This is a genomic window from Mycobacterium sp. (assembly GCF_036273375.1).
Classification (GTDB): domain Bacteria; phylum Actinomycetota; class Actinomycetes; order Mycobacteriales; family Mycobacteriaceae; genus Mycobacterium.
Genome location: NZ_DASUHS010000059.1, coordinates 58,848 through 84,434 on the forward strand (window position 1 = coordinate 58,848; position 25,587 = coordinate 84,434).

The 25,587-nt window shown below is 67.5% G+C and carries 21 protein-coding genes; 11 read left to right on the forward strand and 10 right to left on the reverse strand.

Annotated features, from left to right (window positions below; translation table 11 throughout):
* The first annotated feature begins 4 nt into the window (after positions 1-4).
* The 3 genes from VFW69_RS05605 (at position 5) to VFW69_RS05615 (ending at position 2,962) form a co-directional block, all read left to right on the forward strand.
* Entirely contained in the window at positions 5-1,924 is a 1,920-nt protein-coding gene (locus VFW69_RS05605; RefSeq protein ID WP_526498995.1) for a fumarate reductase/succinate dehydrogenase flavoprotein subunit, read from the forward strand.
* A complete protein-coding gene (locus tag VFW69_RS05610) occupies positions 1,921-2,667 on the forward strand; it encodes a succinate dehydrogenase/fumarate reductase iron-sulfur subunit (RefSeq protein WP_526498997.1) in 747 nt (248 codons plus the stop codon). Before VFW69_RS05605 ends, VFW69_RS05610 begins: the two co-directional genes overlap by 4 nt.
* Positions 2,668-2,806: 139 nt before the next feature.
* Entirely contained in the window at positions 2,807-2,962 is a 156-nt protein-coding gene (locus VFW69_RS05615; RefSeq protein ID WP_526499087.1) for a hypothetical protein, read from the forward strand.
* A gap of 25 nt (positions 2,963-2,987) precedes the next feature.
* Here the strand turns inward: VFW69_RS05615 and VFW69_RS05620 are convergent, their stop codons facing one another.
* Complete coding sequence (locus VFW69_RS05620; protein WP_526498999.1) at positions 2,988-3,476, reverse strand: flavin reductase family protein; 489 nt, start codon at positions 3,474-3,476, stop codon at positions 2,988-2,990.
* An 83-nt stretch (positions 3,477-3,559) separates the two neighbouring features.
* The gene (locus tag VFW69_RS05625; protein WP_526499001.1) at positions 3,560-4,579 is read right to left on the reverse strand and encodes an isopenicillin N synthase family dioxygenase; all 1,020 of its coding nucleotides are present in this window, start codon (positions 4,577-4,579) and stop codon (positions 3,560-3,562) included.
* 197 nt (positions 4,580-4,776) lie between these two features.
* Between VFW69_RS05625 and VFW69_RS05630 the strand changes: the two genes are divergently transcribed.
* Positions 4,777-6,612, forward strand: a complete 1,836-nt coding sequence (locus tag VFW69_RS05630; RefSeq protein ID WP_526499003.1) for an acyl-CoA dehydrogenase family protein — start codon at positions 4,777-4,779, stop codon at positions 6,610-6,612.
* Between the two features lie 332 nt (positions 6,613-6,944).
* Here the strand turns inward: VFW69_RS05630 and VFW69_RS05635 are convergent, their stop codons facing one another.
* Positions 6,945-8,279 (reverse strand): acetyl-CoA C-acetyltransferase, encoded by a 1,335-nt coding sequence (locus tag VFW69_RS05635; RefSeq protein WP_526499005.1) that lies wholly within the window; start codon positions 8,277-8,279, stop codon positions 6,945-6,947.
* A gap of 151 nt (positions 8,280-8,430) precedes the next feature.
* On the opposite strand from VFW69_RS05635, the gene VFW69_RS05640 reads away from it, so the two are divergent.
* Positions 8,431-9,795 (forward strand): 3-oxoacyl-ACP reductase, encoded by a 1,365-nt coding sequence (locus tag VFW69_RS05640; protein WP_526499007.1) that lies wholly within the window; start codon positions 8,431-8,433, stop codon positions 9,793-9,795.
* A gap of 27 nt (positions 9,796-9,822) precedes the next feature.
* Complete coding sequence (locus VFW69_RS05645; protein ID WP_526499009.1) at positions 9,823-10,665, forward strand: MaoC/PaaZ C-terminal domain-containing protein; 843 nt, start codon at positions 9,823-9,825, stop codon at positions 10,663-10,665.
* A 20-nt stretch (positions 10,666-10,685) separates the two neighbouring features.
* On the opposite strand, the gene VFW69_RS05650 is transcribed toward VFW69_RS05645, so the two are convergent.
* The 3 genes from VFW69_RS05650 to VFW69_RS05660 form a co-directional block, all read right to left on the reverse strand.
* A complete protein-coding gene (locus VFW69_RS05650; protein ID WP_526499073.1) occupies positions 10,686-11,939 on the reverse strand; it encodes a chloride channel protein in 1,254 nt (417 codons plus the stop codon).
* A gap of 25 nt (positions 11,940-11,964) precedes the next feature.
* Positions 11,965-12,615 carry a TetR/AcrR family transcriptional regulator gene (locus tag VFW69_RS05655; RefSeq protein WP_526499011.1) on the reverse strand — a complete coding sequence of 217 codons (651 nt, stop codon included), beginning with the start codon at positions 12,613-12,615 and terminating at the stop codon, positions 11,965-11,967.
* A gap of 108 nt (positions 12,616-12,723) precedes the next feature.
* Positions 12,724-13,881, reverse strand: a complete 1,158-nt coding sequence (locus VFW69_RS05660; RefSeq protein ID WP_526499013.1) for a glycoside hydrolase family 3 N-terminal domain-containing protein — start codon at positions 13,879-13,881, stop codon at positions 12,724-12,726.
* A gap of 109 nt (positions 13,882-13,990) precedes the next feature.
* On the opposite strand from VFW69_RS05660, the gene VFW69_RS05665 reads away from it, so the two are divergent.
* The 4 genes from VFW69_RS05665 to VFW69_RS05680 all read left to right on the forward strand — a co-directional run bounded on the left by VFW69_RS05665 (position 13,991) and on the right by VFW69_RS05680 (position 20,336).
* Complete coding sequence (locus VFW69_RS05665) at positions 13,991-14,194, forward strand: DUF2613 family protein (protein WP_526499015.1); 204 nt, start codon at positions 13,991-13,993, stop codon at positions 14,192-14,194.
* 86 nt (positions 14,195-14,280) lie between these two features.
* Positions 14,281-14,454, forward strand: a complete 174-nt coding sequence (locus tag VFW69_RS05670; protein ID WP_007769006.1) for a DUF2613 domain-containing protein — start codon at positions 14,281-14,283, stop codon at positions 14,452-14,454.
* A 130-nt stretch (positions 14,455-14,584) separates the two neighbouring features.
* Positions 14,585-18,796, forward strand: coding sequence for an alpha-(1->3)-arabinofuranosyltransferase domain-containing protein (locus VFW69_RS05675; protein ID WP_526499021.1), 4,212 nt, complete (start codon positions 14,585-14,587; stop codon positions 18,794-18,796).
* A gap of 88 nt (positions 18,797-18,884) precedes the next feature.
* Complete coding sequence (locus VFW69_RS05680) at positions 18,885-20,336, forward strand: lipase maturation factor family protein (protein WP_526499023.1); 1,452 nt, start codon at positions 18,885-18,887, stop codon at positions 20,334-20,336.
* 8 nt (positions 20,337-20,344) lie between these two features.
* Here VFW69_RS05680 and VFW69_RS05685 read toward each other — a convergent pair whose 3' ends face one another.
* Together VFW69_RS05685 and VFW69_RS05690 are read right to left on the reverse strand one after the other, a co-directional pair.
* Positions 20,345-21,499, reverse strand: a complete 1,155-nt coding sequence (locus VFW69_RS05685; RefSeq protein WP_526499025.1) for an NAD-dependent formate dehydrogenase — start codon at positions 21,497-21,499, stop codon at positions 20,345-20,347.
* Positions 21,500-21,619: 120 nt separating this feature from the next.
* Entirely contained in the window at positions 21,620-22,531 is a 912-nt protein-coding gene (locus VFW69_RS05690) for a LysR family transcriptional regulator (protein ID WP_526499075.1), read from the reverse strand.
* Between the two features lie 124 nt (positions 22,532-22,655).
* On the opposite strand from VFW69_RS05690, the gene VFW69_RS05695 reads away from it, so the two are divergent.
* A complete protein-coding gene (locus VFW69_RS05695; RefSeq protein WP_526499077.1) occupies positions 22,656-23,213 on the forward strand; it encodes a DUF488 domain-containing protein in 558 nt (185 codons plus the stop codon).
* Between the two features lie 37 nt (positions 23,214-23,250).
* On the opposite strand, the gene VFW69_RS05700 is transcribed toward VFW69_RS05695, so the two are convergent.
* Positions 23,251-23,763, reverse strand: a complete 513-nt coding sequence (locus VFW69_RS05700; protein ID WP_526499027.1) for a DUF309 domain-containing protein — start codon at positions 23,761-23,763, stop codon at positions 23,251-23,253.
* A 104-nt stretch (positions 23,764-23,867) separates the two neighbouring features.
* Positions 23,868-25,514, reverse strand: coding sequence for an acetolactate synthase large subunit (locus VFW69_RS05705; RefSeq protein ID WP_526499029.1), 1,647 nt, complete (start codon positions 25,512-25,514; stop codon positions 23,868-23,870).
* Positions 25,515-25,587: the final 73 nt, after the last annotated feature.

The following is a 25,587-nucleotide window of genomic DNA, read 5'->3' on the forward strand; positions in this document are numbered from 1 at the left end:
TTTCATGGTTGAAATCGAGCGGCACACGTACGACGTGGTCGTGATTGGTGCCGGCGGCGCCGGGCTGCGTGCGGTTATCGAAGCGCGGGAACGGGGTTTGCGGGTCGCGGTGGTGTGCAAGTCCCTGTTCGGCAAGGCCCACACGGTGATGGCCGAGGGTGGCTGCGCGGCGTCCATGGGCAACACCAACCCGAAGGACAACTGGAAGACGCACTTCGGCGACACGATGCGCGGCGGGAAATTCCTCAACAACTGGCGCATGGCCGAACTGCACGCCAAGGAAGCCCCGGACCGCGTCTGGGAGCTGGAAACCTATGGCGCACTGTTCGATCGCCTTAAGGACGGCAAGATCAGCCAGCGCAACTTCGGCGGGCACACCTACCCGCGGCTGGCCCACGTCGGTGACCGCACGGGGCTGGAACTGATCCGCACCATGCAGCAGAAGATCGTCTCGCTGCAGCAGGAGGATTTCGCCGAGCTCGGCGACTACGAAGCCCGGATCAGGGTGTTCGCCGAAACCACGATCACCGAGCTGGTCAAGGACGGCGACGCGATCGCCGGGGCATTTGGCTACATCCGCGAAAGCGGAAACTTCATCTTGTTCGAGGCGCCCGCGGTGGTGCTGGCCACCGGCGGGATCGGCAAATCGTTCAAGGTCACCTCGAACTCGTGGGAGTACACCGGCGACGGCCACGCACTGGCCCTGCGCGCAGGCGCGTCGCTGATCAACATGGAGTTCGTCCAGTTCCATCCGACGGGCATGGTGTGGCCGCCGAGTGTAAAGGGGATCCTGGTCACCGAGGGCGTTCGCGGTGACGGCGGGGTGCTGAAGAACGCGCAAGACAAGCGGTTCATGTTCGACTACATCCCGTCGGTGTTCAAGGGGCAGTACGCCGAGACCGAACAAGAAGCCGACCAGTGGCTCAAGGACAACGACTCAGCCCGCCGCACTCCGGACCTGCTGCCGCGCGACGAGGTCGCGCGCGCGATCAACTCTGAGGTCAAGGCCGGACGGGGCAGCCCGCACGGCGGCGTCTTCCTCGACATCGCGTCGCGGTTGACCCCGGCGGAGATCAACCGCCGCCTGCCGTCGATGTACCACCAGTTCAAGGAGCTGGCCGGGGTCGACATCACCAAGGAGCCGATGGAAGTCGGGCCGACCTGCCACTACGTGATGGGCGGCGTCGAGGTGGACGCCGACACCGGAGCCGCCACGGTCCCCGGGCTCTTCGCCGCCGGCGAATGCTCCGGCGGTATGCACGGCTCGAACCGGCTGGGCGGCAACTCGCTGTCGGACCTGCTGGTGTTCGGCCGGCGGGCCGGTCTGGGCGCGGCCGACTACGTGCGGGCTTTGAGCAGCCGTCCGACGATCGCCGAAGGCGCCGTCGACGCGGCGGCGAAGCGGGCGCTGTCGCCCTTCGAAGCACCGGCCAACGGGGCAGCCGGGGAGAACCCGTACACCCTGCAGCTGGAACTGCAGCAGTCGATGAACGACCTGGTCGGCATCATCCGTAAAGCCGACGAAGTCTCGGAGGCCCTGGCGCGGCTCGACAAGCTGCGTGCGCGGTTCAAGAACCTTCATGTGGAGGGGCAGCGCCGGTACAACCCAGCCTGGAACCTCGCCATCGACCTGCGCAACATGCTGCTGGTCAGCGAATGCGTCGCCAAGGCCGCGCTGCAGCGCACCGAGAGCCGCGGCGGGCACACCCGCGATGACCATCCGTCGATGGACTCATCGTGGCGCAAGGTGCTGCTGGCGTGCGAGGCAGCCAACGGCGACGAGGTGATTCCCGACATCACCATCACGAAGAAGGATCAGACGCCGATGCGGCCCGATCTGCTGGAACTGTTTGAAATCGGTGAGCTGGAGAAGTACTACACCGACGAAGAACTCGCCGGGCACCCAGAACGGAGTGGCAAATGACCTACAACGCGACGATGCGGGTGTGGCGCGGCGACGACGCCGACGGTGCTCTGCAGGACTTCACGGTTGAGGTCAACGAGGGCGAGGTCGTCCTCGACATCATCCATCGCCTGCAGCAAACCCAGACGCCCGACCTGGCGGTCCGGTGGAACTGCAAGGCGGGCAAGTGTGGCTCCTGCTCGGCGGAGATCAACGGCAAGCCGCGGCTGCTCTGCATGACCCGGATGTCCACGTTCGCCGAGGACGAGGTCGTCACCGTCACGCCGCTGCGGACGTTCCCGGTGATCCGTGACCTGGTCACCGACGTCTCGTTCAACTACGAAAAGGCCCGTGAAATACCGTCTTTCGCGCCGCCCAAGGACCTGCAGCCCGGGGAATACCGGATGGCGCAGGAGGACGTCGGGCGCTCGCAGGAATTCCGCAAGTGCATCGAGTGCTTCCTGTGCCAAAACGTATGCCACGTGGTCCGCGACCACGAGGAGAACAAGAAGGCGTTCGCCGGCCCGCGCTTCCTGATGCGGATCGCCGAGCTGGAGATGCACCCGCTGGACACCCGCGACCGGCGCAACGACGCTCAGGACGAGCACGGCCTGGGCTACTGCAACATCACCAAGTGCTGCACCGAGGTCTGCCCGGAAAACATCAAGATCACCGACAACGCGCTGATCCCGATGAAAGAGCGGGTCGCCGACCGCAAGTACGACCCGGTGGTGTGGCTCGGTAACAAGCTGTTCCGTCGCTGAGCTGCCGCGCCGCAATGGTCCGGGCCGATCCCGTCATCCCGCGTTAGGCCGTCGCGCGGCCCGGGTAACCAAACTGCATCCTGTCGGGCCGCCCCGTGCGGCCGGGTACCCACGACCGGAAAGGCATTTCATGGAGTCTATGCGAGAAACCGCCAGCATCAACAACATTCGCACCGCGATTCGGCAGTTGTCGGTCCGCGCCCAGCTCGCGAACAAGGAAGGCCGGTACACCGACGCCGCCGAACTCGAGAGCCGCATCCAGGGCTTTCGGGAAGAACTGAGCCACCGCCCTTAGCCGGCCCGCGACGCAGCCGAGGCGATTACGCACCGAGACGGCGAAAGACGCTCCGATGGAACACGATGGGCGCCACCTCGGCGTCCACCGTCACCTCGCTGACCCGCAACACCACAATGGTGTGATCGCCGGCCGGGATGAGCTGCTCGATCGCGCTTTCCAGCCAAAGGCCGGTGCCCTTGATGAACACCGCCCCGGTGGACCGCGAGACCGTCTCCAGCCCCGCGAACCTGTCGCCTGTCTTGGCCGCCAGCGAACGCGCGGCCTCGTCGTGCTCCTCGCCGAGCACGCTGATGCCCAGCATCGGCAGATCCTTGAGTTTGGGCCACGTCGTCGAGGTGTTCTGCACGCAGAACGACACCAACGGCGGATCCAGCGATACGGGCACAAAGGTGCTGGCCGCCAGGCCTTCCCGGGTTCCGTCCACCTCGGCGGCGATCGCCACGACACCGGACGGGAAATGACCGAAGGCTTCCCGAAGCGACGACGCTGTCAGCTTGTTATTCAAGTTCACCGGACTTATTCGCCCCTAGAGCCGGAGACGGGATTTGTCGGATGTGACCCTACCCGGCATCATTCGCCCCGGCCCGGCCACCCTTACCCGTTTTCTAAGCGTTCTGCCGAATATCCGTGCGCCGCGGCGACATCCGGATGGGCCCGCAGCCTGCTCTTCCAGGCGTTGCGGCCGTAGACGGCGAAGATCGGATCCGAGGGATCCTCCACTCGCCGCGCGTGCGCCTCGAGTTCGTCGGGCAGCGACAGCACCGGTACCCGCGCGTCCAGGCGTGGGTTGAAGAAGTAGGGCACCGAGATGCGGTCGCCCGCCGGCCCCTGCAGGTTGACCCGGTGCTGGGTGGCCCGGAGGTACCCGCGCGTCGCCACCTCCAGCAGTTCACCGATATTGACGATGAACGCGCCCTCGCGCGGCGGCACGTCGATCCAGCCGCCCTCTGAATGGCCGATTCCGGGCGGCAGCACCTGCAGACCCGTGCTGCCCGGCTCGGCCAGCAACAGCGTCAGCACCCCGGAGTCGCGGTGCGCGCCCACGCCCTGCGCGCTGGCCGCGCGGCCCGGGTAGCGGATGATTTTGATCAGGGTGGCCGGCGCGTCGGCGAAGGCCGCCTCGAACACGTCGGACGGAGCGCCCAGCGAGGCCGCCCACAGCCGCAGCAGGGTGCGGGCCACCCCGGACAGTGCGGCGTCCCATTCCCCGACGATTGCGGGCAGGTCCGGCAGCGCGGCCGGCCACTGATTGCGGCCCTGCAGCCACCGATAGTCGGATCCGTCCAGCCCACCAATCGGCGGACGTTCCGGTCCGACGTCGATCTGCTCGCGCCAATCCACCTCCCCGCGGGTCAACTCGCCGCCGAGCCGGGTGTAACCCCGGAAATGGGGGCTGCGCACCATCGCGACGGCGTCCTTGTCCTGTTGCGGCAGCGCGAAGAGCCGGCGGGCCGCGTCCAGGACCCGCCTGACCAAGTCCGGCGGCACGCCGTGACCGGTCAGATAGAAGAAGCCGACCTCGTGGCCGGCCGCGCGCAGCCCCTCCCGCAGGCGGTTCGGAGCGGCCCGCAGGTCCACCACGGGCAGCGCAGTGACGCCACACACATCGGTCATGTGCGCATCATCGCAGGTAAATCGGATTTCAACACCGTGACCTGCAGCTTCCCAACCGGTTGGTTAATTAGGCAATGAAATCTAGCTCACATTGGCTTGCATACCGCTGACGCTAGCGATATTTTGGCAGTGTTACTGGTGGGTAACTTAGACCTAGTACCCAACCACAAGTGGCATTCTCAACGAGGAGGACCGTAGTGAGCCACTACAAGAGCAACGTCCGCGACCAGGCATTCAACCTGTTCGAGGTTCTGGGCGTTGACAAGGCGCTGGGTCAGGGCGAATACGCCGACCTGGACGCCGACACAGCCCAAGAAATGTTGAACGAGATCAGCCGGCTGGCCGAGGGCCCGATCGCGGACTCGTTCGTCGAGGGCGACCGCAACCCACCGGTCTTCGACCCGAAGACGCACTCGGTGACGCTGCCGGAATCTTTCAAGAAGTCGGTCCACGCCGTCATCGAGGCCGGCTGGGACAAAGTCGGCCTCGACGAAGAGCTCGGTGGTATGCCTATGCCCAAGGCGATGCTGTGGGCGCTGCACGAGCACCTGCTCGGCGCCAACCCGGCGGTGTGGATGTACGCCGGTGGCGCGGGATTCGCGCAGATCTTCTACAACCTGGCCACCGAAGAGCAAAAGAAGTGGGCGGTCCTGGCCGCTGAGCGCGGGTGGGGTTCGACCATGGTGCTCACCGAGCCGGACGCCGGCTCGGACGTCGGCGCCGGCCGGACCAAGGCCATCCAGCAGGACGACGGCTCCTGGCACATCGACGGCGTGAAGCGGTTCATCACGTCGGGCGACTCGGACGACATGTTCGAGAACATCTTCCACCTGGTGCTGGCCCGCCCCGAGGGCGCCGGCCCAGGCACCAAGGGTTTGTCGCTGTTCTTCGTGCCGAAATTCCTGTTCGACTTCGAGACCGGCGAGCCGGGCGAGCGCAACGGCGTCTTCGTCACCAACGTCGAGCACAAGATGGGTCTGAAGGTCTCCGCTACGTGTGAGTTGACGTTTGGTCAGCACGGCGTGCCGGCCAAGGGCTGGCTGGTCGGTGAGGTGCACAACGGCATCGCGCAGATGTTCGAGGTGATCGAGAACGCGCGCATGCTGGTCGGCACCAAGGCCATCGCGACGCTGTCCACCGGTTACCTGAACGCCCTGGCGTACGCCAAGGACCGGGTGCAGGGCGCCGACATGACCCAGATGACCGACAAGACCGCGCCGCGGGTGACCATCACTCACCACCCGGACGTGCGTCGCAGCCTGATGACCCAGAAGGCCTACGCCGAGGGTCTGCGCGCGCTATATCTCTACACCGCGACCTACCAGGACGCGGCGGTCGCCAAGGCACTCCACGACATGGACGCCGACTTGGCGGTCAAGGTCAACGACCTGATGCTGCCGATCGTCAAGGGTGTCGGGTCCGAGCAGGCCTACGCCAAGCTCACCGAGAGCCTGCAGACCTTCGGTGGGTCCGGCTTCCTGCAGGACTACCCGATCGAGCAGTACATCCGGGACGCCAAGATCGACTCGCTCTACGAGGGCACCACCGCCATCCAGGCGCAGGACTTCTTCTTCCGGAAGATCGTCCGCGATAAGGGTGTGGCGCTGGCCCACGTGTCCGGGCAGATCCAGAAGTTCGTCGACAGCGAGTCCGGCAACGGCCGCCTGAAGACCGAGCGGGAGCTGCTGGCCAAGGCGCTGGACGACGTCCAGGCGATGGCTGCGACGCTGACTGGCTACCTGATGGCAGCGCAGGACGACGTGACCAGCCTGTACAAGGTCGGTCTGGGTTCAGTGCGCTTCCTGATGAGCGTCGGTGACCTGGTCATCGGCTGGTTGTTGCAGCGCCAGGCGGCGGTTGCCGTGGCGGCGCTCGACGCCGGCGCCAGCGGCGAGGAGAAGTCCTTCTACGAGGGCAAGGTCGCGGTGGCATCGTTCTTCGCCAAGAACTTCCTGCCGATGCTGACCAGCACTCGCGAGGTCATCGACACGCTGGACAACGACATCATGGAGCTCGACGAGGCCGCCTTCTAGGCCAACCTCGAACGCCACGCGCAAATCCCCCGCTTCGACCGCGAAGCGGGGGATTTGTCGCTCAGCAGAACGCAGCACAGCCCGCTGGACAGGAAAAAGGCCGCCGCTGGATCCCCTCACTCCAGCGGCGGCCGATTTCGCACGCCAGTCCGTGAAAACGGGCCAGCGTTCGCATGCGGGGGATGGCCCCGTATTGCCGTCGGGGTCGGGGGGTCAGACCACAACACGGGGTCATCCGGTGGGTCGGATACCCGCGCCCCCATCCGACTAACCAGGTGTGACTCAACTCATTACGAGCGTCGGGCGGCGCGGGTGAGGTGCAGACGGACCCGTCAGGCCTCCAAAATCGCGGCGACAGCCTGGCCGCCGGCCGCGCAGATCGAGACAAGGGCGCGCACCGTGCCGCCGCCCTTCTGCTCGGCCTTGCGCTCGGCCAGCTGCTTGGACGCCTGAGCCAGGATCCGTCCGCCGGTGGCCGCGAACGGGTGGCCGGCGGCCAGCGAGGACCCGTTGACGTTGAGCTTCGACCGGTCGATCGAACCCAGCGCTGCGTCCAGGCCGAGGCGCTCCTTGCAGTACTCCTCGGATTCCCATGCCTGCAGGTGACACAGCACCACCGATGCGAACGCCTCGTGGATCTCGTAGAAGTCAAAGTCCTGCAGGCTCAGGCCGTTGCGGGCCAGCAGTCGCGGCACCGCGTAGGTGGGGGCCATCAGCAGACCGTCGCGTCCATTGACGTAGTCGACCGCTGCGGTCTCCGAATCCACCAAGTAGGCCAGCGGGGTCAACGAATGCGCGGCCGCCCACTCGTCGGTGGCCAGCAGCGCCACCGATGCGCCGTCGGTCAGCGGAGTCGAGTTTCCGGCCGTCATCGTCGCGTCCCCGGCCTTCACGCCGAACACCGGACGCAGCTTCGCCAGCTTTTCCGCCGACGAGTCCGCGCGCAGGTTATCGTCGCGGTACAGCCCCAAAAACGGCGTGACCAGGTCGTCGAAGAAGCCGCGGTCGTAGGCGGCGGCCATGTTGCGGTGGCTGGCGGCGGCCAGCTCGTCCTGGGCGACGCGGCTGATGCCCATCTTCTTGGCGGTCAGCGCCTGGTGCTCCCCCATGGACAGCCCGGTGCGGGGTTCGCTGTTGACCGGGATCTCGACGCCCAGCGTCGCCGGCAGCGTGCCCGCCAGCTTCAGCCGTTGCACGTTGGACTTGGCGCGGCGCAACTTGAGCAGCGTGCGGCGCAGGTTGTCGCCCAGGCCGATGGGCGCGTCGGAGGTGGTGTCCACACCGCCGGCAGCGGCCACGTCGTAGCGGCCCGCCGCGATGCCCTCGGCGGCGTTGACGGCCGCCTGCAACCCGGTTCCGCAGGCCTGCTGCAGGTCGAACGCGGGTGTGTAGGACGACAGCTGCGAACCGAGCACGCACTCACGCGTCAGGTTGAAGTCCCGGCTGTGCTTGAGCACGGCGCCGCCGATCACCACACCCAGCCGTTCGCCGGCCAGTCCGAAGCGATCCACCAGCCCTTCCAGGGCCGCGGTGAACATGTCCTGGTTGGACGCCTCCGCGTAGGCCCCGTCGGATCGGGCGAACGGGATACGGTTGCCGCCCAGCACGGCCACGCGTGGCCGCTCGGAACTGCGTTGCTTACTTGCCTCAGAACTTGCAGGGGCCACTGTCTTCTCCGTGTTTCGGCGGTCTATCGGTTTGGGGATCGCCCGTCTGGGGCCATACTACTCACTGTTCTTACTCTGCAGTAAGTTCGTCCTCGATACGGTTGTGCTGTAGGCATACCCTGACTTCGAAAGAACATGGAAGGTAGCTCCGGTGGCTCCCAAGGCTTCATCCGATCTGTTCTCTCAGATCGTCAATTCCGGTCCTGGATCGTTTCTCGCCAAGCAGCTCGGCGTTCCCCAACCCGAGACGCTGCGCCGCTACCGGGCCGGCGAACCGCCACTGGCCGGGGCCCTGCTGATCGGCGGGGAGGGCAGGGTCGTCGAACCGCTGCGCGCTGCGCTGGACGCCGATTACGACCTGGTGGGCAACAACCTGGGCGGTCGGTGGGCCGACAAGTTCGGCGGCCTGGTGTTCGATGCCACAGGCATCACCACGCCCGAGGGGCTCACGGGGCTGTACGAGTTCTTCACCCCCCTGCTGCGCAATCTGGGTCACTCCGCGCGCGTCGCCGTAGTCGGCACCACGCCCGACGCCGCCGCCAGCCCGCACGAGCGGATCGCGCAGCGAGCGCTGGAGGGCTTCACCCGCTCGCTGGGCAAGGAACTGCGCAACGGCACCACGGTGGCCCTGGTCTATCTGTCGCCGGACGCCAAACCCGCTGCGACGGGCCTGGAATCGACGATGCGGTTCATCCTGTCGGCCAAGTCCGCCTACGTCGACGGCCAGGTCTTCTACGTCGGAGACGCCGACTCCACGCCCCCGGCGGACTGGGAGCGCCCGCTGGACGGGAAGGTCGCCATCGTCACGGGCGCGGCCCGGGGAATCGGCGCGACGATCGCCGAGGTGTTCGCGCGCGACGGCGCGCGCGTGGTCGCGATCGACGTGGAATCGGCCGCCGAGGCGCTCGCCGAGACCGCCAGCCGGGTCGGGGGCACCGCGTTGTGGCTCGACGTCACCGCCTCCGACGCCGTCGACAAAATCACCGAGCACCTGCGCGAACACCACGGCGGCCGCGCCGACGTGCTGGTCAACAACGCCGGCATCACCCGCGACAAGCTGTTGGCCAACATGGACGACGCGCGCTGGGACGCCGTGTTGGCGGTCAATCTGCTTGCCCCGCTGCGTCTTACCGAAGGGCTGGTGTCCAACGGCACCTTCGGCGAGGGCGGCCGGGTCATCGGCCTGTCGTCGATGGCCGGCATCGCCGGCAACCGCGGCCAGACCAACTACGCGACAACGAAGGCCGGGATGATCGGCCTCACCCAGTCGCTGGCCCCGGAGCTTTACGGCAAGGGCATCACCATCAACGCCGTCGCGCCGGGATTCATCGAAACCCAGATGACGGCCGCCATCCCGCTGGCCACTCGTGAGGTCGGACGCCGGATGAACTCGCTGCTGCAGGGCGGGCAGCCGGTGGACGTCGCGGAAACCATCGCCTACTTCGCCAGCCCGGCTTCAAATGCGGTGACGGGTAACGTCATTCGCGTCTGCGGCCAGGCCATGCTGGGCGCATAGAACAAAAAGGCTGTCGAGGAGAACGCCATGAACCAGCCAAGCGGCCTGAAGAACATGCTGCGGGCGGCCGCCGGGGCCCTGCCGGTGGTATCCCGTGGGAGCGAGCTGCCCACCCGCACGGTGACCATCGAGGAACTGCCGATCGACCGCACGAATGTGGCCGAGTACGCGGGGGTGACCGGCCTGCGCTACGGCAATCACGTTCCGCTGACCTACCCGTTCGCACTGACCTTTCCGGCGCTGATGTCGCTGGTGACCGGGTTCGACTTCCCTTTCGCCGCAATGGGATCGGTGCACACCGAGAACCACATCACGCAGTACCGCCCGATTGCGGTCACCGATACCGTCGGCGTGCGCGTGCACGCCGAGAACCTGCGCGAGCACCGCAAGGGTCTGATGGTCGATTTGGTGACCGACGTCAGCGTCGGCAACGACACCGCCTGGCATCAGGTGACGACCTTCCTGCACCAGCAGCGGACCAGCCTGTCCGACGAACCCAAGCCGCCCCCACAGAAGCAGCCCAAACTAGCGCCGCCGTCCACCGTGCTGCGCATCAGCCCGGGGTTGATCCGGCGCTACGCCGACGTCGGGGGCGATCACAACCCGATCCACACCAACTCGGTCGCGGCCAAGCTGTTCGGGTTCCCGACGGTGATCGCGCACGGAATGTTCAGCGCCGCAGCCGTATTGGCCAATGTCGAAGCGCAGATTCCCGATGCGGTCCGGTATTCGGTGCGGTTCGGCAAGCCGGTGGTGCTGCCCGCGACCGCCGGGCTCTACATCGATGAACACGACGGCGGCTGGGACATTTCGCTGCGCAACATCGCCAAGGGGTACCCGCACCTGACCGGCACCGTCCGCGCGCTTTAGCGCCGCGCTCGCGATCGCCACTAGCCCGCGTGCGTTGTACTGCGGCCCTGGGCAAGCACTTTCAATGCGTGGGCGCTGGTCGCGGTCAGCAGGAAAAGCAGGAACAGCCACAGGGGCGGCCGGGCGAGTTCCCAGACGAAGATCGCCGCCCAGATGGGTGAGCCCTGCGTCACCGCGAGCACGCCGGCGGCGCCGGCCAGCGACACCGCCGGCACGTGCAGGTGCGTCCCGGTCGCCCAGTTGATCATCAAGACCAGCGCCGCCCCGGCGGCGGCGCCGGTCGCCAGCGAAGGCGTGAGCAATCCGCCGGCACCGCCGGCCCGCAGAAACAGTGCGGTCAATACGGGTTTCAGCGCCAGAATCGCCAGCGCCGACAGCAAGGTCATACCGCTGGCCAGGCTGACCGTCAGGATGCTTCGGCCGTTGCCGGGCAACTCGGGCCACCAATGCGAACAGATCCCCATCACCAACCCCGCCCCGGCGAGTGCGGGAATCAGCAACGGAGTCCGCATCGGGCGCGCCGGCCGTGACACGGCCATCAACCGGTTGAAGGCCAGTCCCACCGCGAGAGTCACCGGAGCCAGCAGCAATCCGTGCGCGGTCAGCAGATACGTCGACTCCTCGATCGGCCACTGCAGGTTGGGCTGATCGCGGGTGATCGCCGAACCGACGGCGACCGCCAGACCGGAGGAGAGAAACGCCGCGCCCACCGCGCGCGGCTGCCAGGTGTTGAGCAGGATCCGGATCGAGAACAGCGCCCCGGCCAGCGGGACCGCATACACCGCGCCCAGCCCGGCCCCCGCCGCGCAGGCCAGCAGGACCTCACGATCACGCGGCGAGAGCCGCTTGAGCCATCCGGTGCCCAAATCGCTTAGCGCTGCCGCGAATTGGCGCGGTGCCCCTTCTCGCCCCAGCGACGCGCCCGATCCGACGAGCAGCACCTGCAGCAAGGCGTCGATGCTCCAGGAAAGCCTCGGCACGGGTTGCCGCGCGGCGATGGTCGGCGCCAGTGGAGGCACCTCCGCCCGGCGCCGCAACAGCCACCACCCCAGGCCCGCCACGGCGGCGCCGATCATCGGGCCGACGACGCGGCGGATCGGGCTGCTGGCGGCCACCCCCGCCAGCAGCGCGCCGAAACTGTAGTTGTAGGTGGCGTGCTGGACAGCGCGCAGCACGAACGTCGTCGCCAATCCGGCAACTCCGGCGAGCAACCCGACGATGGTTACCGCGCAGAAGAAGTCGAGGTTGCCGCGGTCCGGGCTGGGGGCGCTCATACGGGCCACTCGAACGAATGTAGGCCTAGTCGCCGGCCGCGTCCGAGCCGCCCGCATCGGGGTGGGCCGCGGCCGCTTCCCGTTCCGCCGGTGAGCCCTTGAGGCCGTACCAGAACAGGTCGATCATCAGCTGGGCCGCCTCCTCGACGTCGACGTCGCCGGTGCTGAGCCGGTTGGCGACCGCCTCGCCCGCGCCCACCAGGGCCACGGCCATCATCTCGTGCTCGCGCTCGGAGCGCGGGTTGCGACTACCCGCCCGCATCAGCCCAGCCACGAGATCGATGATCTGCTCGCGTCCCTCGCGGACCATGTGGGCGAACGCCTGCGAGCTGGTGGCCTGGGTGTACATCACGATCCAGGACGCCCGGTTGGCGTCGATGTAGCGCATGAACGACGCGATGGTGTTGCGCAGCATGTCGTTGGGGCTCTGCCGGAAATCGACGTCGGCGCGCACCACGTCGATGAACCGGCCCATCTCCCGGTTCAGGCAGGCGCCGAACAGGTCTTCCTTGGAGCCGTAGTACAGGTACAGCATCGGCTTGGAAATCTGCGCCTCGGCGGCGATGACGTCCATCGAGGTCTCGTGATAGCCGTTGACCGAGAACATCTGCACGGCGGCGTCGAGCATCTGCTGCTCGCGGACGGCACGCGGTAACCGCTTGGTACCACCGGCCATCGCTTACCTCTCCGTCTATCTGACTCAAGAGTAAGCAACGTGCTGCTGCCGCACACCCACTAGTGCCCATGGCGGCGACCCGCTTCGCCCGGCTCTGCCGCACACCCACTAGTGCCCGCAGGTGGCGCTGCGGCCCTTCATCGTCGCCACCCGCACCAGCGACTCGTCGACCTGCTGGGCCGGCAATTCGGCTGACGCCACTGCCTTTTGCAACCGGTCCAAGACCGCCGGCACCTCGTCGGTGGTGACCCACAGCGCGACGTCGACACCGGCCCGCAGGCTGCGCAGCACCGCCTCCGCTACCCCGTACCGGTCGGAGATGGCGGCCATGCTGGACAGGTCGTCACTGAACACCGGCCCGGTGAACGGCGGCCCCTGGTAGCCGACGCCGTTACGCAGCAGCCGCACCGCCTCGGGGCTCAGGCTGGCCGGGACGTCGCCCGTGAGTCCGGGAACCTGCAAGTGGCCCACCATCACCGCGACCGGCGCCGCGGCCACCAGGGTCCGGTAGGGCACCAGATCGCTGTTCTGCAAATCGTCCAGCGGCGGCGTGACGACACCACCGGTGTGCGAATCACCGGAGCCGTGTCCGTGGCCAGGAAAGTGCTTGAGCACAGGAAGCAGCCCGGCCTCGCGCAGCCCCTGCGCATAAGCCCCGGCGTAGTCGGTGACGGTGGCCGGATTTGCGCCGAACGAGCGGTTGCCGATCACGGCGTCGTCGGGCTCGTCGCTGACGTCGACGACGGGCGCGAAGTCGACGGTGATGCCCAGGTCGTGCATTTTCTTGCCGCGGTCGGCGGCCAGGTCATGCACCTGCTGGACCGTTTGCGTCTGCGCCAGCTCGCGGGGCGACGGCGACGTCCCGATCAGCGACTTCAACCGCGAGACCCGGCCGCCCTCTTCGTCGACGCTGACGGCCAGCGGTAGGGGGCCCGCCTTGGCCGTGATGTCGGCCAGCGGCCCTTTGAAGATCGACAGGTCCGTCCAGCTGCCGATGAAGATGCCGCCCACGTGGTAGCCATTGACGACGGCGCGGGCGTCGTCGGCGTTCTTCACGCCCACCATCAGCAGCTGGGCGAGCTTGTCGCGGATGGTCAAAGTGGCCGGAACCGCCGACGGGTCGGCGCACACCGGCGGCGCCGGGGCGGCCACCGGCCTGCTTGACGTGGAGGTCGACGGGCGGGACGGGTGCGCGGTGTGGTAGCCACAACCAGCCACCAGCACCGACGCGGCTGCGAGCACGGCGAAGGTGCGCGAAAATGCCATCGGGCCATGCTTTCACGACGGGCGTTTCGTGCCCGGCTCCAGGGGGCATCAGCGGTACCTTGCTGATCAGGGGGCTGCGCGCCCACTGACTGGCAGGGAGGAGCCAGCGATGAACGGTTTCACGTTGGCCGCCGCGGTCAGCGTCGCGGTGGGATTATCCGTCGGGGTGGCGACGACCGTCGGAATCACGCTCGCCGTGGCCGACCACAGCTTGGTGCAGGTGCCAAGCCTTCAGCGCCCTGCGCTGCCGACCGGTCCCTATCAGGTGGAATACGGCGACCGCTGTATCCACGGACACTGTCTGCACTGGTGACCAGCGCCCCGGGTGGCCGGCAGGCTTCTGCTAGGTTGGCGCTAGGTTGAAAGTCACGACCGCAAGCCGACACTCAGGAGCCATCGATGAACCGGATCGTTGCGCCCGCCGCAGCGAGCGTTGTGGTTGGCCTGCTGCTCGGCGCGGCCGCGATCTTCGGGATCACGCTGATGGTCCAGCAAGACACGAAGCCGCCCCTTCCCGGGGGCGATCCGCAGTCGTCAGTGCTCAACCGGGTCGAGTACGGCAACCGTAGCTAGCGGCGATCGCAAGCGCGGCGAAGCCGGGCGCATGGGGGTACCTCCCGCTTGCGGGGGAGGGTCGCCGCTATCGGATTCCGCGCCGCAGACGGGGACCGCAACGCCGGTCTCATGCTCGGCGGCTGGGCCGGTGTCGCGCCGGTGGCTGTGGTTGGTCGGCGCGATCGCGCTGGCCCTCACGTTCATCCAGTCCCCCGGGCGAATCTCCCCCGACACCAAGCTTGACCTGACCGCCAACCCGCTGCGTTTTCTGGCCCGGGCGACCAATCTGTGGAACAGCGAGCTCCCGTTCGGGCAGGCGCAGAACCAGGCCTACGGGTACCTGTTTCCGCACGGCACCTTCTTTCTGCTCGGCCATGCGCTGGGCGTGCCCGGCTGGATCACCCAACGGCTGTGGTGGGCGCTGCTGCTCACCGTCGGCTTCTGGGGGCTGTTGCGGGTCGCCGAGGCGCTGCGGATCGGCAGCCCCGCGTCACGGGTGATCGCCGCGGTCGCCTTCGCGCTGTCGCCGCGAGTGCTGACCACGCTCGGATCGATCTCGTCGGAGACATGGCCGATGATGTTGGCGCCGTGGGTCTTGCTGCCCACGATCCTTGCCCTGCGCGGCTCCGCGGGATCAACTTCAGCCCGGTCGGTGCGGGCGCTGGCCGGGCAGGCGGGCCTGGCCGTGGCGCTGATGGGCGCGGTCAACGCCATCGCGACCCTGGCCGGCTGCCTGCCGGCGGTGATCTGGTGGGCGTGCCACCGCCCGAACCGGTTGTGGTGGCGGTACACCGGGTGGTGGCTGGTGGCGCTGCTGTTGGCCACGCTGTGGTGGGTGGTGGCGCTGGTGATGCTGCGCGCCATCAGCCCGCCGTTCCTGGACTTCATCGAATCCTCCGGCGTGACGACACAATGGTCGTCACTGGTCGAGATGTTGCGGGGTACCGACAGCTGGACGCCGTACGTTGCGCCGACCGCCACCGCGGGCGCTCCGCTGGTGACCGGGTCGGCGGCCGTGCTGGGGACCTGCCTGGTCGCGGCGGCCGGACTGGCGGGGCTGGCGAACCCGGCCATGCCGGCCCGCGGGCGGCTGGTGACGATGCTGTTGGTCGGGGTGGTGTTGATGGCCGCCGGATACAGCGGCGGGCTGGGCTCCCCGCTGGCGCACGCGGTGCAGGCCTTCCTGGACGCCGGGGGCGCCCCGTTGCGCAACGTGCACAAGCTCGGCTCGGTGATCAGGATCCCGGTGGTGCTCGGCCTCGCGCAGCTGCTGGGCCGGATACCGCTGCCGGGCAGCGCGCCACTGTTGGTGTGGCTGCGGGCCTTTGGGCACCCCGAGCATGACAAACGGGTCGCGGCCGCGATCGTCGTCGTGACGGCGTTGATGGTCAGCACGTCACTGGCGTGGACCGGTCGGCTGGCCCCGCCGGGGACCTTCACAACGATCCCGCAGTACTGGCACCAGGCCGCCGACTGGCTCACCGAGCACAACACCGGGACGCCGGCACCCGGGCGGGTACTGGTGGTTCCGGGGGCACCGTTCGCCACCCAGGTGTGGGGCACCAGCCACGACGAGCCGCTGCAGGTGCTGGGCGCCAGCCCGTGGGGGGTGCGCGATTCCATTCCCCTGACCCCGCCGCAGACCATTCGGGCGCTGGATTCGGTGCAGCGCTTGTTCGCCGCCGGCCGCCCCTCGGCGGGCTTGGCCGATACCCTTGCTCGCCAAGGTATTTCCTATGTGGCCTTGCGCAACGATCTGGACCCCGACACGTCGCGCTCGGCGCGCCCGATCCTGGTGCACCGCGCCGTCGACGGATCACCGGGGCTGCGCAAGGTCGCACAGTTCGGCGCGCCGGTGGGGCCCGGCACCCTGGCGGGTTTCGTCGCGGACAGCGGATTGCGGCCGCGATATCCGGCGGTCGAGATCTATCGGGTTGGCGGCGACACCGATTCCAGCGACCCCGCCACACCGTATTTCGTCGATACCGACCGGCTGGCCCGGGTCGACGGGGGGCCCGAGGCGCTGCTGCGTCTTGACGAGCGCCGGCGCCTGCTGGGTCAGCCGCCGCTGGGCCCGGCGCTGCTGACCGCGGACGCGCGGGGCGCCGGGCTGCCGATGAATGCCGGGGTGACCATCACCGACACCCCGGTGGCCCGGGAGACGGATTATGGCCGGGTTGACCAACATTCGTCGGCGATCCGCGCCCCCGGCGATGCGCGGCACACCTACAACCGGGTGCCCGACTACCCCGTCCCCGGCGCCGACCCGGTCGCCGGCGCCTGGACCGGCGGGCGGATCACGGTATCGAGTTCGTCGTCGGATTCCACCGCGATGCCCGACGTCGCACCGGCGAACTCGCCGGCCTCGGCGATCGACGGGGACTCGGCGACCGCCTGGGTGTCGAACTCGCTGCAGGCCGCCGTCGGTCAATGGATGCAGATCGATTTCGACCACCCGGTGACCAACGCGGCGATCACGCTGACGCCCAGCGCCACCGCCGTCGGCGCCCAGGTGCGCCGCATCCTGATCGAAACTGCCACCGGCAGCACCACTTTGCGCTTCGACGAGCCGGGCAAGCCGCTTGCCGCGGCACTCCCCTACGGCGAGACCCCGTGGGTGCGAATCACCGCCGCGGGCACCGACGACGGATCCGCCGGGGTGCAGTTCGGCATCACCGACCTGTCGATCACCCAGTACGACGCCGCGGGATTCGCCCACCAGGTCGAACTGCGGCACACCGCGCGGGTGCCCGGACCGCCGCCGGGATCGGCGGTCACGGGGTGGGACCTGGGACCGGAACTGCTGGGCAGACCGGGTTGCGCCCAAGCGCCCGACGGTATGCGCTGCGCGCCGTCGATGGCCCTGGCCCCGGAGGAACCGGTGAATTTCAGCCGGACGCTGACCGTGCCGACGGCGACATCGGTGACCCCGACGGTGTGGGTGCGGCCGCGCCAGGGCCCCAAGCTGGCCGACCTGATCACCGAGCCGAATGTCACTGTGGCTCATGGTGATTCGGATACGGTCGATGTTCTCGGCTCGGCGTACGCGGCCACTGACGGCGACCCGGCCACCGCGTGGACGGCGCCGCAGCGGGTGGTGCAGCACAAGACCCCGCCGACCCTGACCCTCACGCTGCCCCGCCCCACCGAGGTCACCGGGGTGCGACTCGCTCCGAGCCGGTCAACGTTGCCCGCGCACCCGACGATGGTGGCCATCAACCTGGGCGATGGCCCGCAAACCGCCGCGGTGCGACCCGACGGGGCGCAGATTGTGCCGCTGAAACCCCGGATGACCGACACGGTGACCATCAGCCTGCTGAATTGGGAAGACATCATCGACCGCAACGCTTTGGGTTTCGACCAGCTCAAGCCACCCGGGTTGGCCGAGGTCGCGGCGCTGGGCGCCGACGGCAACGTGATCGCGCCCGCCGACGCGGCCCGCAACCGCACCCGGGAGATCACCGTCGGCTGCGACCACGGACCCGTCATCGCGGTCGCGGGCCGGTTCGTGCACACCGCGATACACACCACCGTGGGGGCCATCCTGGATGATGCGCCGCTGGCCGCGGTGCCCTGCGAGCGCGACCCGATCGCACTGCCCGCGGGCCAACAGGAGCTGTTGGTCAGCCCCGGCGCTCAGTTCGTCGTGGACGGAGCCGAGCTGACCACCCCCGTCACCCCCGAAGCCGCACGGCCGGTGAGTGTTTCGTCATGGCGGGCCTGGGGTCCGGCTCGCCGCGAAGTGCAGGCGCCCGCCTCGGCCACGTCCCGGGTGTTGGTCATCCCGGAAAGCATCAACCCGGGCTGGGTGGCGCACACCAGCACCGGGACCCGGTTGACGCCGATCGCCGTCAACGGGTGGCAGCAGGGTTGGGTGGTGCCCGCGGGCGACCCCGGCACCATCACGCTGACGTTCGCCTCCAACTCGCTCTACCGCGCTGGCCTGGCGGTGGGGCTGGCCCTGCTGCCGCTGCTGGCGATGCTCGCGCTGTGGCGCACCCGAGGAAAGGACGACGCACCCGCGCCAGCGCGGCCATGGCGGCCCGGCGCATGGGCGACCGTCCCCGCGCTGGCCGCCGCCGGCGTGATCGCCGGCTGGGGCGGTGTCGTGGTGATGGGGGCCGCCCTGGGCCTGCGGTACGCGCTGCGCCGGCGGCGTTGGGAACGCCTGAGCGTGGTGTGCAGCGCCGGCGGGCTGATCCTGGCCGGGGCGGCGCTGTCACGGCAGCCCTGGCGGTCGGCCGACGGCTACGCCGGCCATTCTGCCGGGGTCCAGTTGGTTGCGCTGATTTCGCTTGCGGTGCTTGCCGCTTCGGTGGTTGCGGTGCCCGAACGTGCGCGGGGGCCGCGCGACGAATAGTTGGCCGGGCTATTGGCTACCCGTTTACCGGCTGATTGACTGGATATGCGGGTTGGCTTAACCGTCACCAACCGAGGAGTCAGGCGCCATGGACTGGTTTTCCGCACCCGAATATTGGGTGGGCAGACTGGTGCTCGAGCGCGGCGCCGCGGTGATTTACCTGCTCGGCTTCGTCGCGGCCGCGGTCCAGTTCCGCGCGCTCATCGGCGAGCGCGGCATCCTGCCCATTCCACAGTTCTTGGCGAGGCAATCCTTCTGGCGCACGCCGAGCCTTTTCCACCTGCGTTATTCCGATCGGCTGTTTTCGGCCGTCTCGTGGTTCGGCGCGGCACTGTCGGCGGCGATCGCCGTCGGGGCCGCCGACGCGGTGCCGCTGTGGGCCGCGATGGCGATGTGGCTGGCGCTGTGGGTGCTTTACCTGTCGATCGTCAACGTCGGGCAGACCTGGTATTCGTTCGGCTGGGAGTCGCTGCTGCTCGAGACCGGGTTCCTGATGATCTTCCTGGGCAATCACGATGTGGCCCCGCCGGTTTTGACGCTCTGGATGGTTCGACTGCTGTTGTTCCGCGTCGAGTTCGGTGCGGGACTGATCAAGATGCGCGGCGACCCGTGCTGGCGCGATCTGACGTGTTTGTACTACCACCACGAGACACAACCGATGCCGGGGCCGTTGAGCTGGTTCTTCCACCATCTGCCCAAACCATTGCATCGAATTGAGGTGGCGGGCAACCATTTCGCGCAGCTGATCGTGCCGTTCGGATTGTTCGCGCCGCAGCCGGTGGCCGGCGTGGCCGCCGCGATCATCGTCGCCACCCAGCTGTGGCTGGTCGCCTCGGGCAATTTCGCGTGGCTCAATTGGGTGACGATCCTGTTGGCGTTCAGCGCAATCGACGACGCGACGGTGGCGATGCTCCTGCCCAAGGGCATCGTTTCGGCGCATCCGGGCCTGGCGGCGACGCCGCTGTGGTACGTCGGCCTGGTGGCCGCGGTCACGGCCGCGGTGTTGTTCATGAGCTACTGGCCATTGGCGAATATGATGTCGTCGCGGCAACGAATGAATATGTCGTTCAACTCGTTTCATCTGGTCAACACCTACGGGGCGTTCGGCAGCATCGGACGGATCCGCCGCGAGGTGGTGATCGAAGGCACCGACGCGGCGCTCATCACCGCCCAAACCGTCTGGAAGGAATACGAATTCAAGGGCAAGCCGGGGGCGCTGCGACGGCTGCCGCGACAATGGGCCCCCTATCATCTGCGCCTGGACTGGCTGATGTGGTTCGCCGCGATCTCGCCGGGCTACGCGCAGCCGTGGCTGAAGCCTTTCTTGCGGCGGTTGCTGGAGAACGATCGGCCGACCCTACGCTTGTTGCACCACAACCCTTTTCCCGAATCACCGCCCCGGTTCGTGCGGGCCCAGCTCTACCAGTATCGCTTCACCACGCCGGCCGAGCTGCGCCGTGATCGAGCATGGTGGCATCGCGCCCTGGTCGGCGGTTACGTGCCACCGATGGCCCTGTCGACGGCGACCAGCGCCGGTTGACGGCCTACCTACTTCTGGTAGGACAGCGCCCCCGTGCCCGCGAGCTTGCCGCCCTCGACGATCAGGTACTCGGGGCGGATGGGCTTGCCGGCGAACCAGCTCTCCAGAATCTCCCGGGTGCCGGCGGCATACCGCGCCTGAGCGGAGAGCGTGGTGCCCGAAACATGCGGTGTCATCGCATTATTCGGCATCGTCCGCCACGGATGGTCGGGCGGCGGCGGCTGTGGATACCACACGTCTCCGGCGTAGCCCGCCAGCTGCCCGGATTTCAGGGCGTCCGCGATCGCTTCCGGGACGGTCTCCTCGGCGCGGGCGGTGTTGACGATGTAGGAGCCCCGCCGCATCGTCGAGATCAACTGCTCGTTGAACATCCTGCGAGTGTCCTCGTACAGCGGCGAGTGGATGGACACCACGTCGACGGCCTTAGCCAGCGACTCGACCGTGGGGTGGAAAGTGACGTTCAGTTGTTTCTCGGCGTCCGGTGCCAGCCGGCGGGTGTCGGTGTAGTGCAGGTTGACCTCAAACGGCGCCAGCCGGCGTAGTACCGCACGCCCGATCCGGCCGGCGGCGATCACGCCGACGTCCATACCCTCGAGGTCGTAGGCACGCTCGACGCAATCGGCGATGTTCCAGCCGCCTTCGGCGGCCCACCGATGCGACGGAACGAAATTGCGTACCAGCGCGAGGATCTGCATCACCGCGTGCTCGGCGACGCTGATGCTGTTGCTGTAAGTCACCTCGGCCACGGTGATCCCGCGCTCTTTCGCCGCGCCCAGATCCACGTGGTCCGAACCGATGCCGGCGGTCAACGCCAGCTTGAGTTTGGGCGCCTTGGCGATGCGTTCCTTGGTCAGGTAGGCCGGCCAAAACGGTTGCGAGATCACGATCTCGGCATCGGCCAGCTCACGCTCGAATTCCGAGTCGGGGCCTTCCTTGTCCGACGTCACCACCAATTCGTGCCCAGCATCTTCGAAGAACTTGCGCAGTCCCAGCGCACCCGACACGCAGCCAAGCAGCTCACCGGGCGTGAAGTCGATCTTGGACGGAGTCGGCACCGTGCTGCCGTCGGGATACCCGTGGATCGTCGGGATGCTGTCGCGCGCGTAGCTCGGCGGGTAACCATCGACGGGATCTGGGTAGAGCACCATCACACACTTGGCCATTGAAGTCCTCCTTGAGCGGAACCAATCACCAGTCTCGAAGGACGCCCACCGGGTGTCAAAGACGCGATTCCGACCGGCTGATAGGCAGCGCCGATCACCCGAGGCGGGCAGCTAAGGCAGCTAGGGCAGCTCGCTGAGCGTCGCACCGATGCGGGCCTCGCGCGCGGTCCGTCGCAACGCGCGAGCCAACAACGAGCCCGGCTCCGCCCTGTTGGTCACCAGCGCTATCAACGCGGTGACCGAGGGACGCCGCAGCCGCAGCACGCTGACCCCAGCGGGTACGCCCAGGGTGTGAATCCATGGTTGCGGCACAATACTCGCCCACCGGCCGGTGCGAACGTGAGCGAACAGCGCGGCCACCGAATCGGTTTCCAGCTGCGGGGTGACCTGCAGGCCGTGGGTGGCCAGCGCGTCGTCGATGAGCCGGCGGCCCCGCATGCCCTGCGTCAGCAGACACAGCGGTAACTGCACGGCTTCGGACCACGCCATGATTTTCGCCTCACCGCCAAGCAGTTCGGCGGCGGCGATGAGCACCGGCTGCTCGTGGTACAGCGGGGTGACCAGTAGATCGGCTGTGTCCTGCTGGTCCGGATACAGGATGCCCGCGTCCAATTCGAACTTGCGGATCCGTTCGACGATCCCGGCCGAGCGCAGGTTGACCTCGAGCTGAACCCGCACCAACGGATGTGCCGCACAAAACGGATCCGTAAGCAGCGCAACGGTAGTCGAGGCGGCTGGCACCACGCCGAGCCGCAGTTCGCCGGTCAGGCCGGCCCGCAACGCGGTCACTTCCTGTTTGAGGGCGTCGCGGTCGGCCAGAATGCGCCGCGCCCACGGCACCAGCCGCTCACCTTCTGGAGTGAGACCCTCGAACTTCTGTCCGCGCCGTACCAGCGGGACGTTGAGTTCGGATTCGAGCTTGCGGATGGCTTCCGACAGCGCGGGCTGCGACACGTAACAGGTGCTCGCGGCGCGCGCGAAGTGACGCTCTTGAGCGAGCGCGACGAAGTATTCGAGCTGACGGAACAGCATGAGCCATTCGATCATGTCAGCGGCGGCTGGCGGGTACTCAAGATCAAAGCGACCAAACGACCGCATCGCGGTGCACACGGGCGACGCCCTGGAGAAGATCGACGAGAACGAGCACGACACAGCCATGAGCGAGCACGGCGAGATCTGGACCATTGGGCACTGGACATGCCCGGTGCCGACTTTCTTAGAGCCCCTGCATCAAGCCTGTGTCAACCTGCTCGCCGACGTGCGGGCTCAGCCAGGTTCGCGACGCAGCCCACAGTTCGGAAGCGCAGAGATGTCGAGCTGGCTGGGTGACGCCGATATCGGTTACCTCCACCTTCCGGAGCTCGGGGGGCGCCGCGGTCAGCAAAGCGTCGATCCCAGCATCAACGCAGGCTGGCAAAACGCGAGCTTCAAGAACTACGCCGACTACACCCTGACCAGCGAATACCAGCGCGGCCTCACACGACTGACCACTCTGGCCCGCTCAAACCGACTGGCCATAATGTGCGGCGAGCCCGTGCCATGGCGATGCCATCGACTATTGATCGCGAACAGCCTTGTCGCCCAAGGATGGACGGTATGGCACCTGATGAGCGGATCCGCCCCGCGTCAGCACCGACTCGGTCAATGGGGCGCCACACCCGTCATCGACGAGCGCATGCATGTGACATACCCCGCGGACGCCGGCAGTGCCTGAACCTGCACTGATGGCAGCGATGTCGTAGGCAGTGCCCCTACACCGGTCGGGCGCCGAAGTTGTCGGGGCTACCGGACACATCAGAGAGGCGGGGCCGTAGCCGCGAGGCGGTGACATCAATCCCTGCGACGAGATCGCCGATCAGCGCGTTGATGTACTCCACCAACCCGGCGGCATCGATAGCGTGCGGTGCCGGCCGATCCTCGTGGGCCAGATGGCCGGAGGCGCGGCGAAGCAACGTGGTTGCACCCTTGACGTTGCCCCGCTGGACATGGGTGATCCCCACCGCGAGCTGCGCCAGGCCTCGCCACAGCTCCTGCTCGTTGTCCGGACCGTTCTTCCACGCGGCCTCGAGAACCTCGTGAGCGTTGAATGCGAGACCTCGATCCAGCAGATCTTGGGCATACGCGAGGGTCTCGGCCGGCGCCAGCACCAGGTCATCCGGAACGCGTGAAACGCCTGCACTGCCCGGCGGAAGTGGTCGGCCCAGGGCGTCGCGCGGTCGGGCATTTCGCGGCCGGCCCGCTTCGTCACGATCACGCTCCGCCATCTATCCATCATGACCGGTGACGCGGCTGCGAGCACATTGCCGACGAATACCCACTGTGAGGCCCGCATTTACTCGCCGGGCACGGCAATGGATTTAGGGAAGAATTACAGCGTTTCGTCCAGCTCACCGAGGCGGTCGGTCAACCGCAGATTCTCGGAGTAGTCGACCGGGCAACTGATCAGCGAGACGCCGTCGTCGTCGAGCGCGGTCCGCAGCGTCGGCAGCAGCTCCTCGGCGCTGTTGATCCGGTATCCCTTGGCGCCGAAGCTTTCTGCATAGGTCACCACGTCGGGGTTGTTGAACTTCACGTAGTAGTGCGCTCCGAGTTCGAGGTCCATCTTCCATTCGATGAGGCCATAACCGCCGTCGTCCCAAATCAGCACCACCAGCGGGATCCGCTCGCGCACGGCGGTCTCGATCTCTTGCGAGTTCATCAGGAATGCGCCGTCGCCGACGACGGCCAGCACCTTGGCCTCCGGCAACGCCAGCTTGACCCCGAGCGCCCCGGGGAGGGCAAAGCTCATGGTGGACAACCCATTTGAGATCAAACAGGTGTTCCGCTCGTACGTCGGGTAGAGCCGGGCCATCCACATCTTGGTCGCACCGGTGTCGACCAGGACGACATCGCTGCGGCCCAGCGCCGCCCGGGTGTCGGCCACCACCCGCGCGGGCGCCAGCGGGTAGCGCGAATCCTGTTGGCCCCGTTCGAACTCCTCATTGAGGAGACCAGAACCGGGGATTTCCGGATCGGCCTCGAAGACATGGTCCTCGAGCGCATCGGTCAGCGCGTCCAGCGAAGCGCTGATGTCGCCGATGATTCCGACGTCGACCGAATAGTGCGCGTCGACCTCGGCCGGGAAGCGATGAACATGGATGATCTTCTTGTCCGACTTGGGGTTGATCCGAACCGGGTCGAATTCCTGCAACTCGTAACCGACAGCGATGACGGCGTCGGCGTTGTCGAACCCGAAGTTCACATAGTCGTGCCGCATGAACCCGAGCGCCCCGATGCTGTTGGGGTGATCATCGGGCATGACGCCCTTGCCGTGGAACGTGTTGGCCACCGGGATGCCGAATTTCTCGGAGAAGCGCACCAGGGCCTTGGTCGCGTCGGCACGGGCCGCGCCGTGCCCGGCCAGCAGCACCGGGCGCTTCGCGTTGCGCAGGACGTCGACCGCGCGCGCCACCTGGCGGAACGCCGGCGCGTCGGCGCGAACGACGTTGCGCGGCAAGGGCTTCAGGTCGTAGTCGGCCTCATCGGCGTCGATGTGCTCCGGCACGGCGAGATAGACGGCCGCCGGGCGTTCGGTCTCGGCCTGTTTGAAGGCTTTGCGCACCATCTCCGGTATGGCGCGCGCTGTCGGAATGTCGGCGGCCCACCGGGTGATCGGCGCGAACATGGACACCAGGTCGACGTACTGATGCGACTCTTTGTACTCGCGGTCCTGACCCACCTGAGCGGAGATCGCCACGAGCGGGGTGCTGTTGGTGGTGGCGTCGGCGACGCCCAGTTGCATGTTGATGGCACCGGGGCCCAGCGTCGAAGACACCACCGCCGCCCGTCCGGTGACCCGTCCGTACATCTCCGCCATGAACGACGCCGCCTGCTCGTGCCGGGTGAGCACGTAGCGGATGCTCGAGGAGGCCAGCGCCTGCACGAAACGAATGTTCTCCTCGCCGGGCAGCCCGAACACGACGGAGACCCCCTCGTTTTCCAGGCACTTAACGATCAGCTCAGCGGCTTTGCTCATCCGACACCTCCCTTAAGGGAACGATAGTGGCAGGCTAGGTGTTGGACTTTTCAGCCACTAGCAACACGAATCC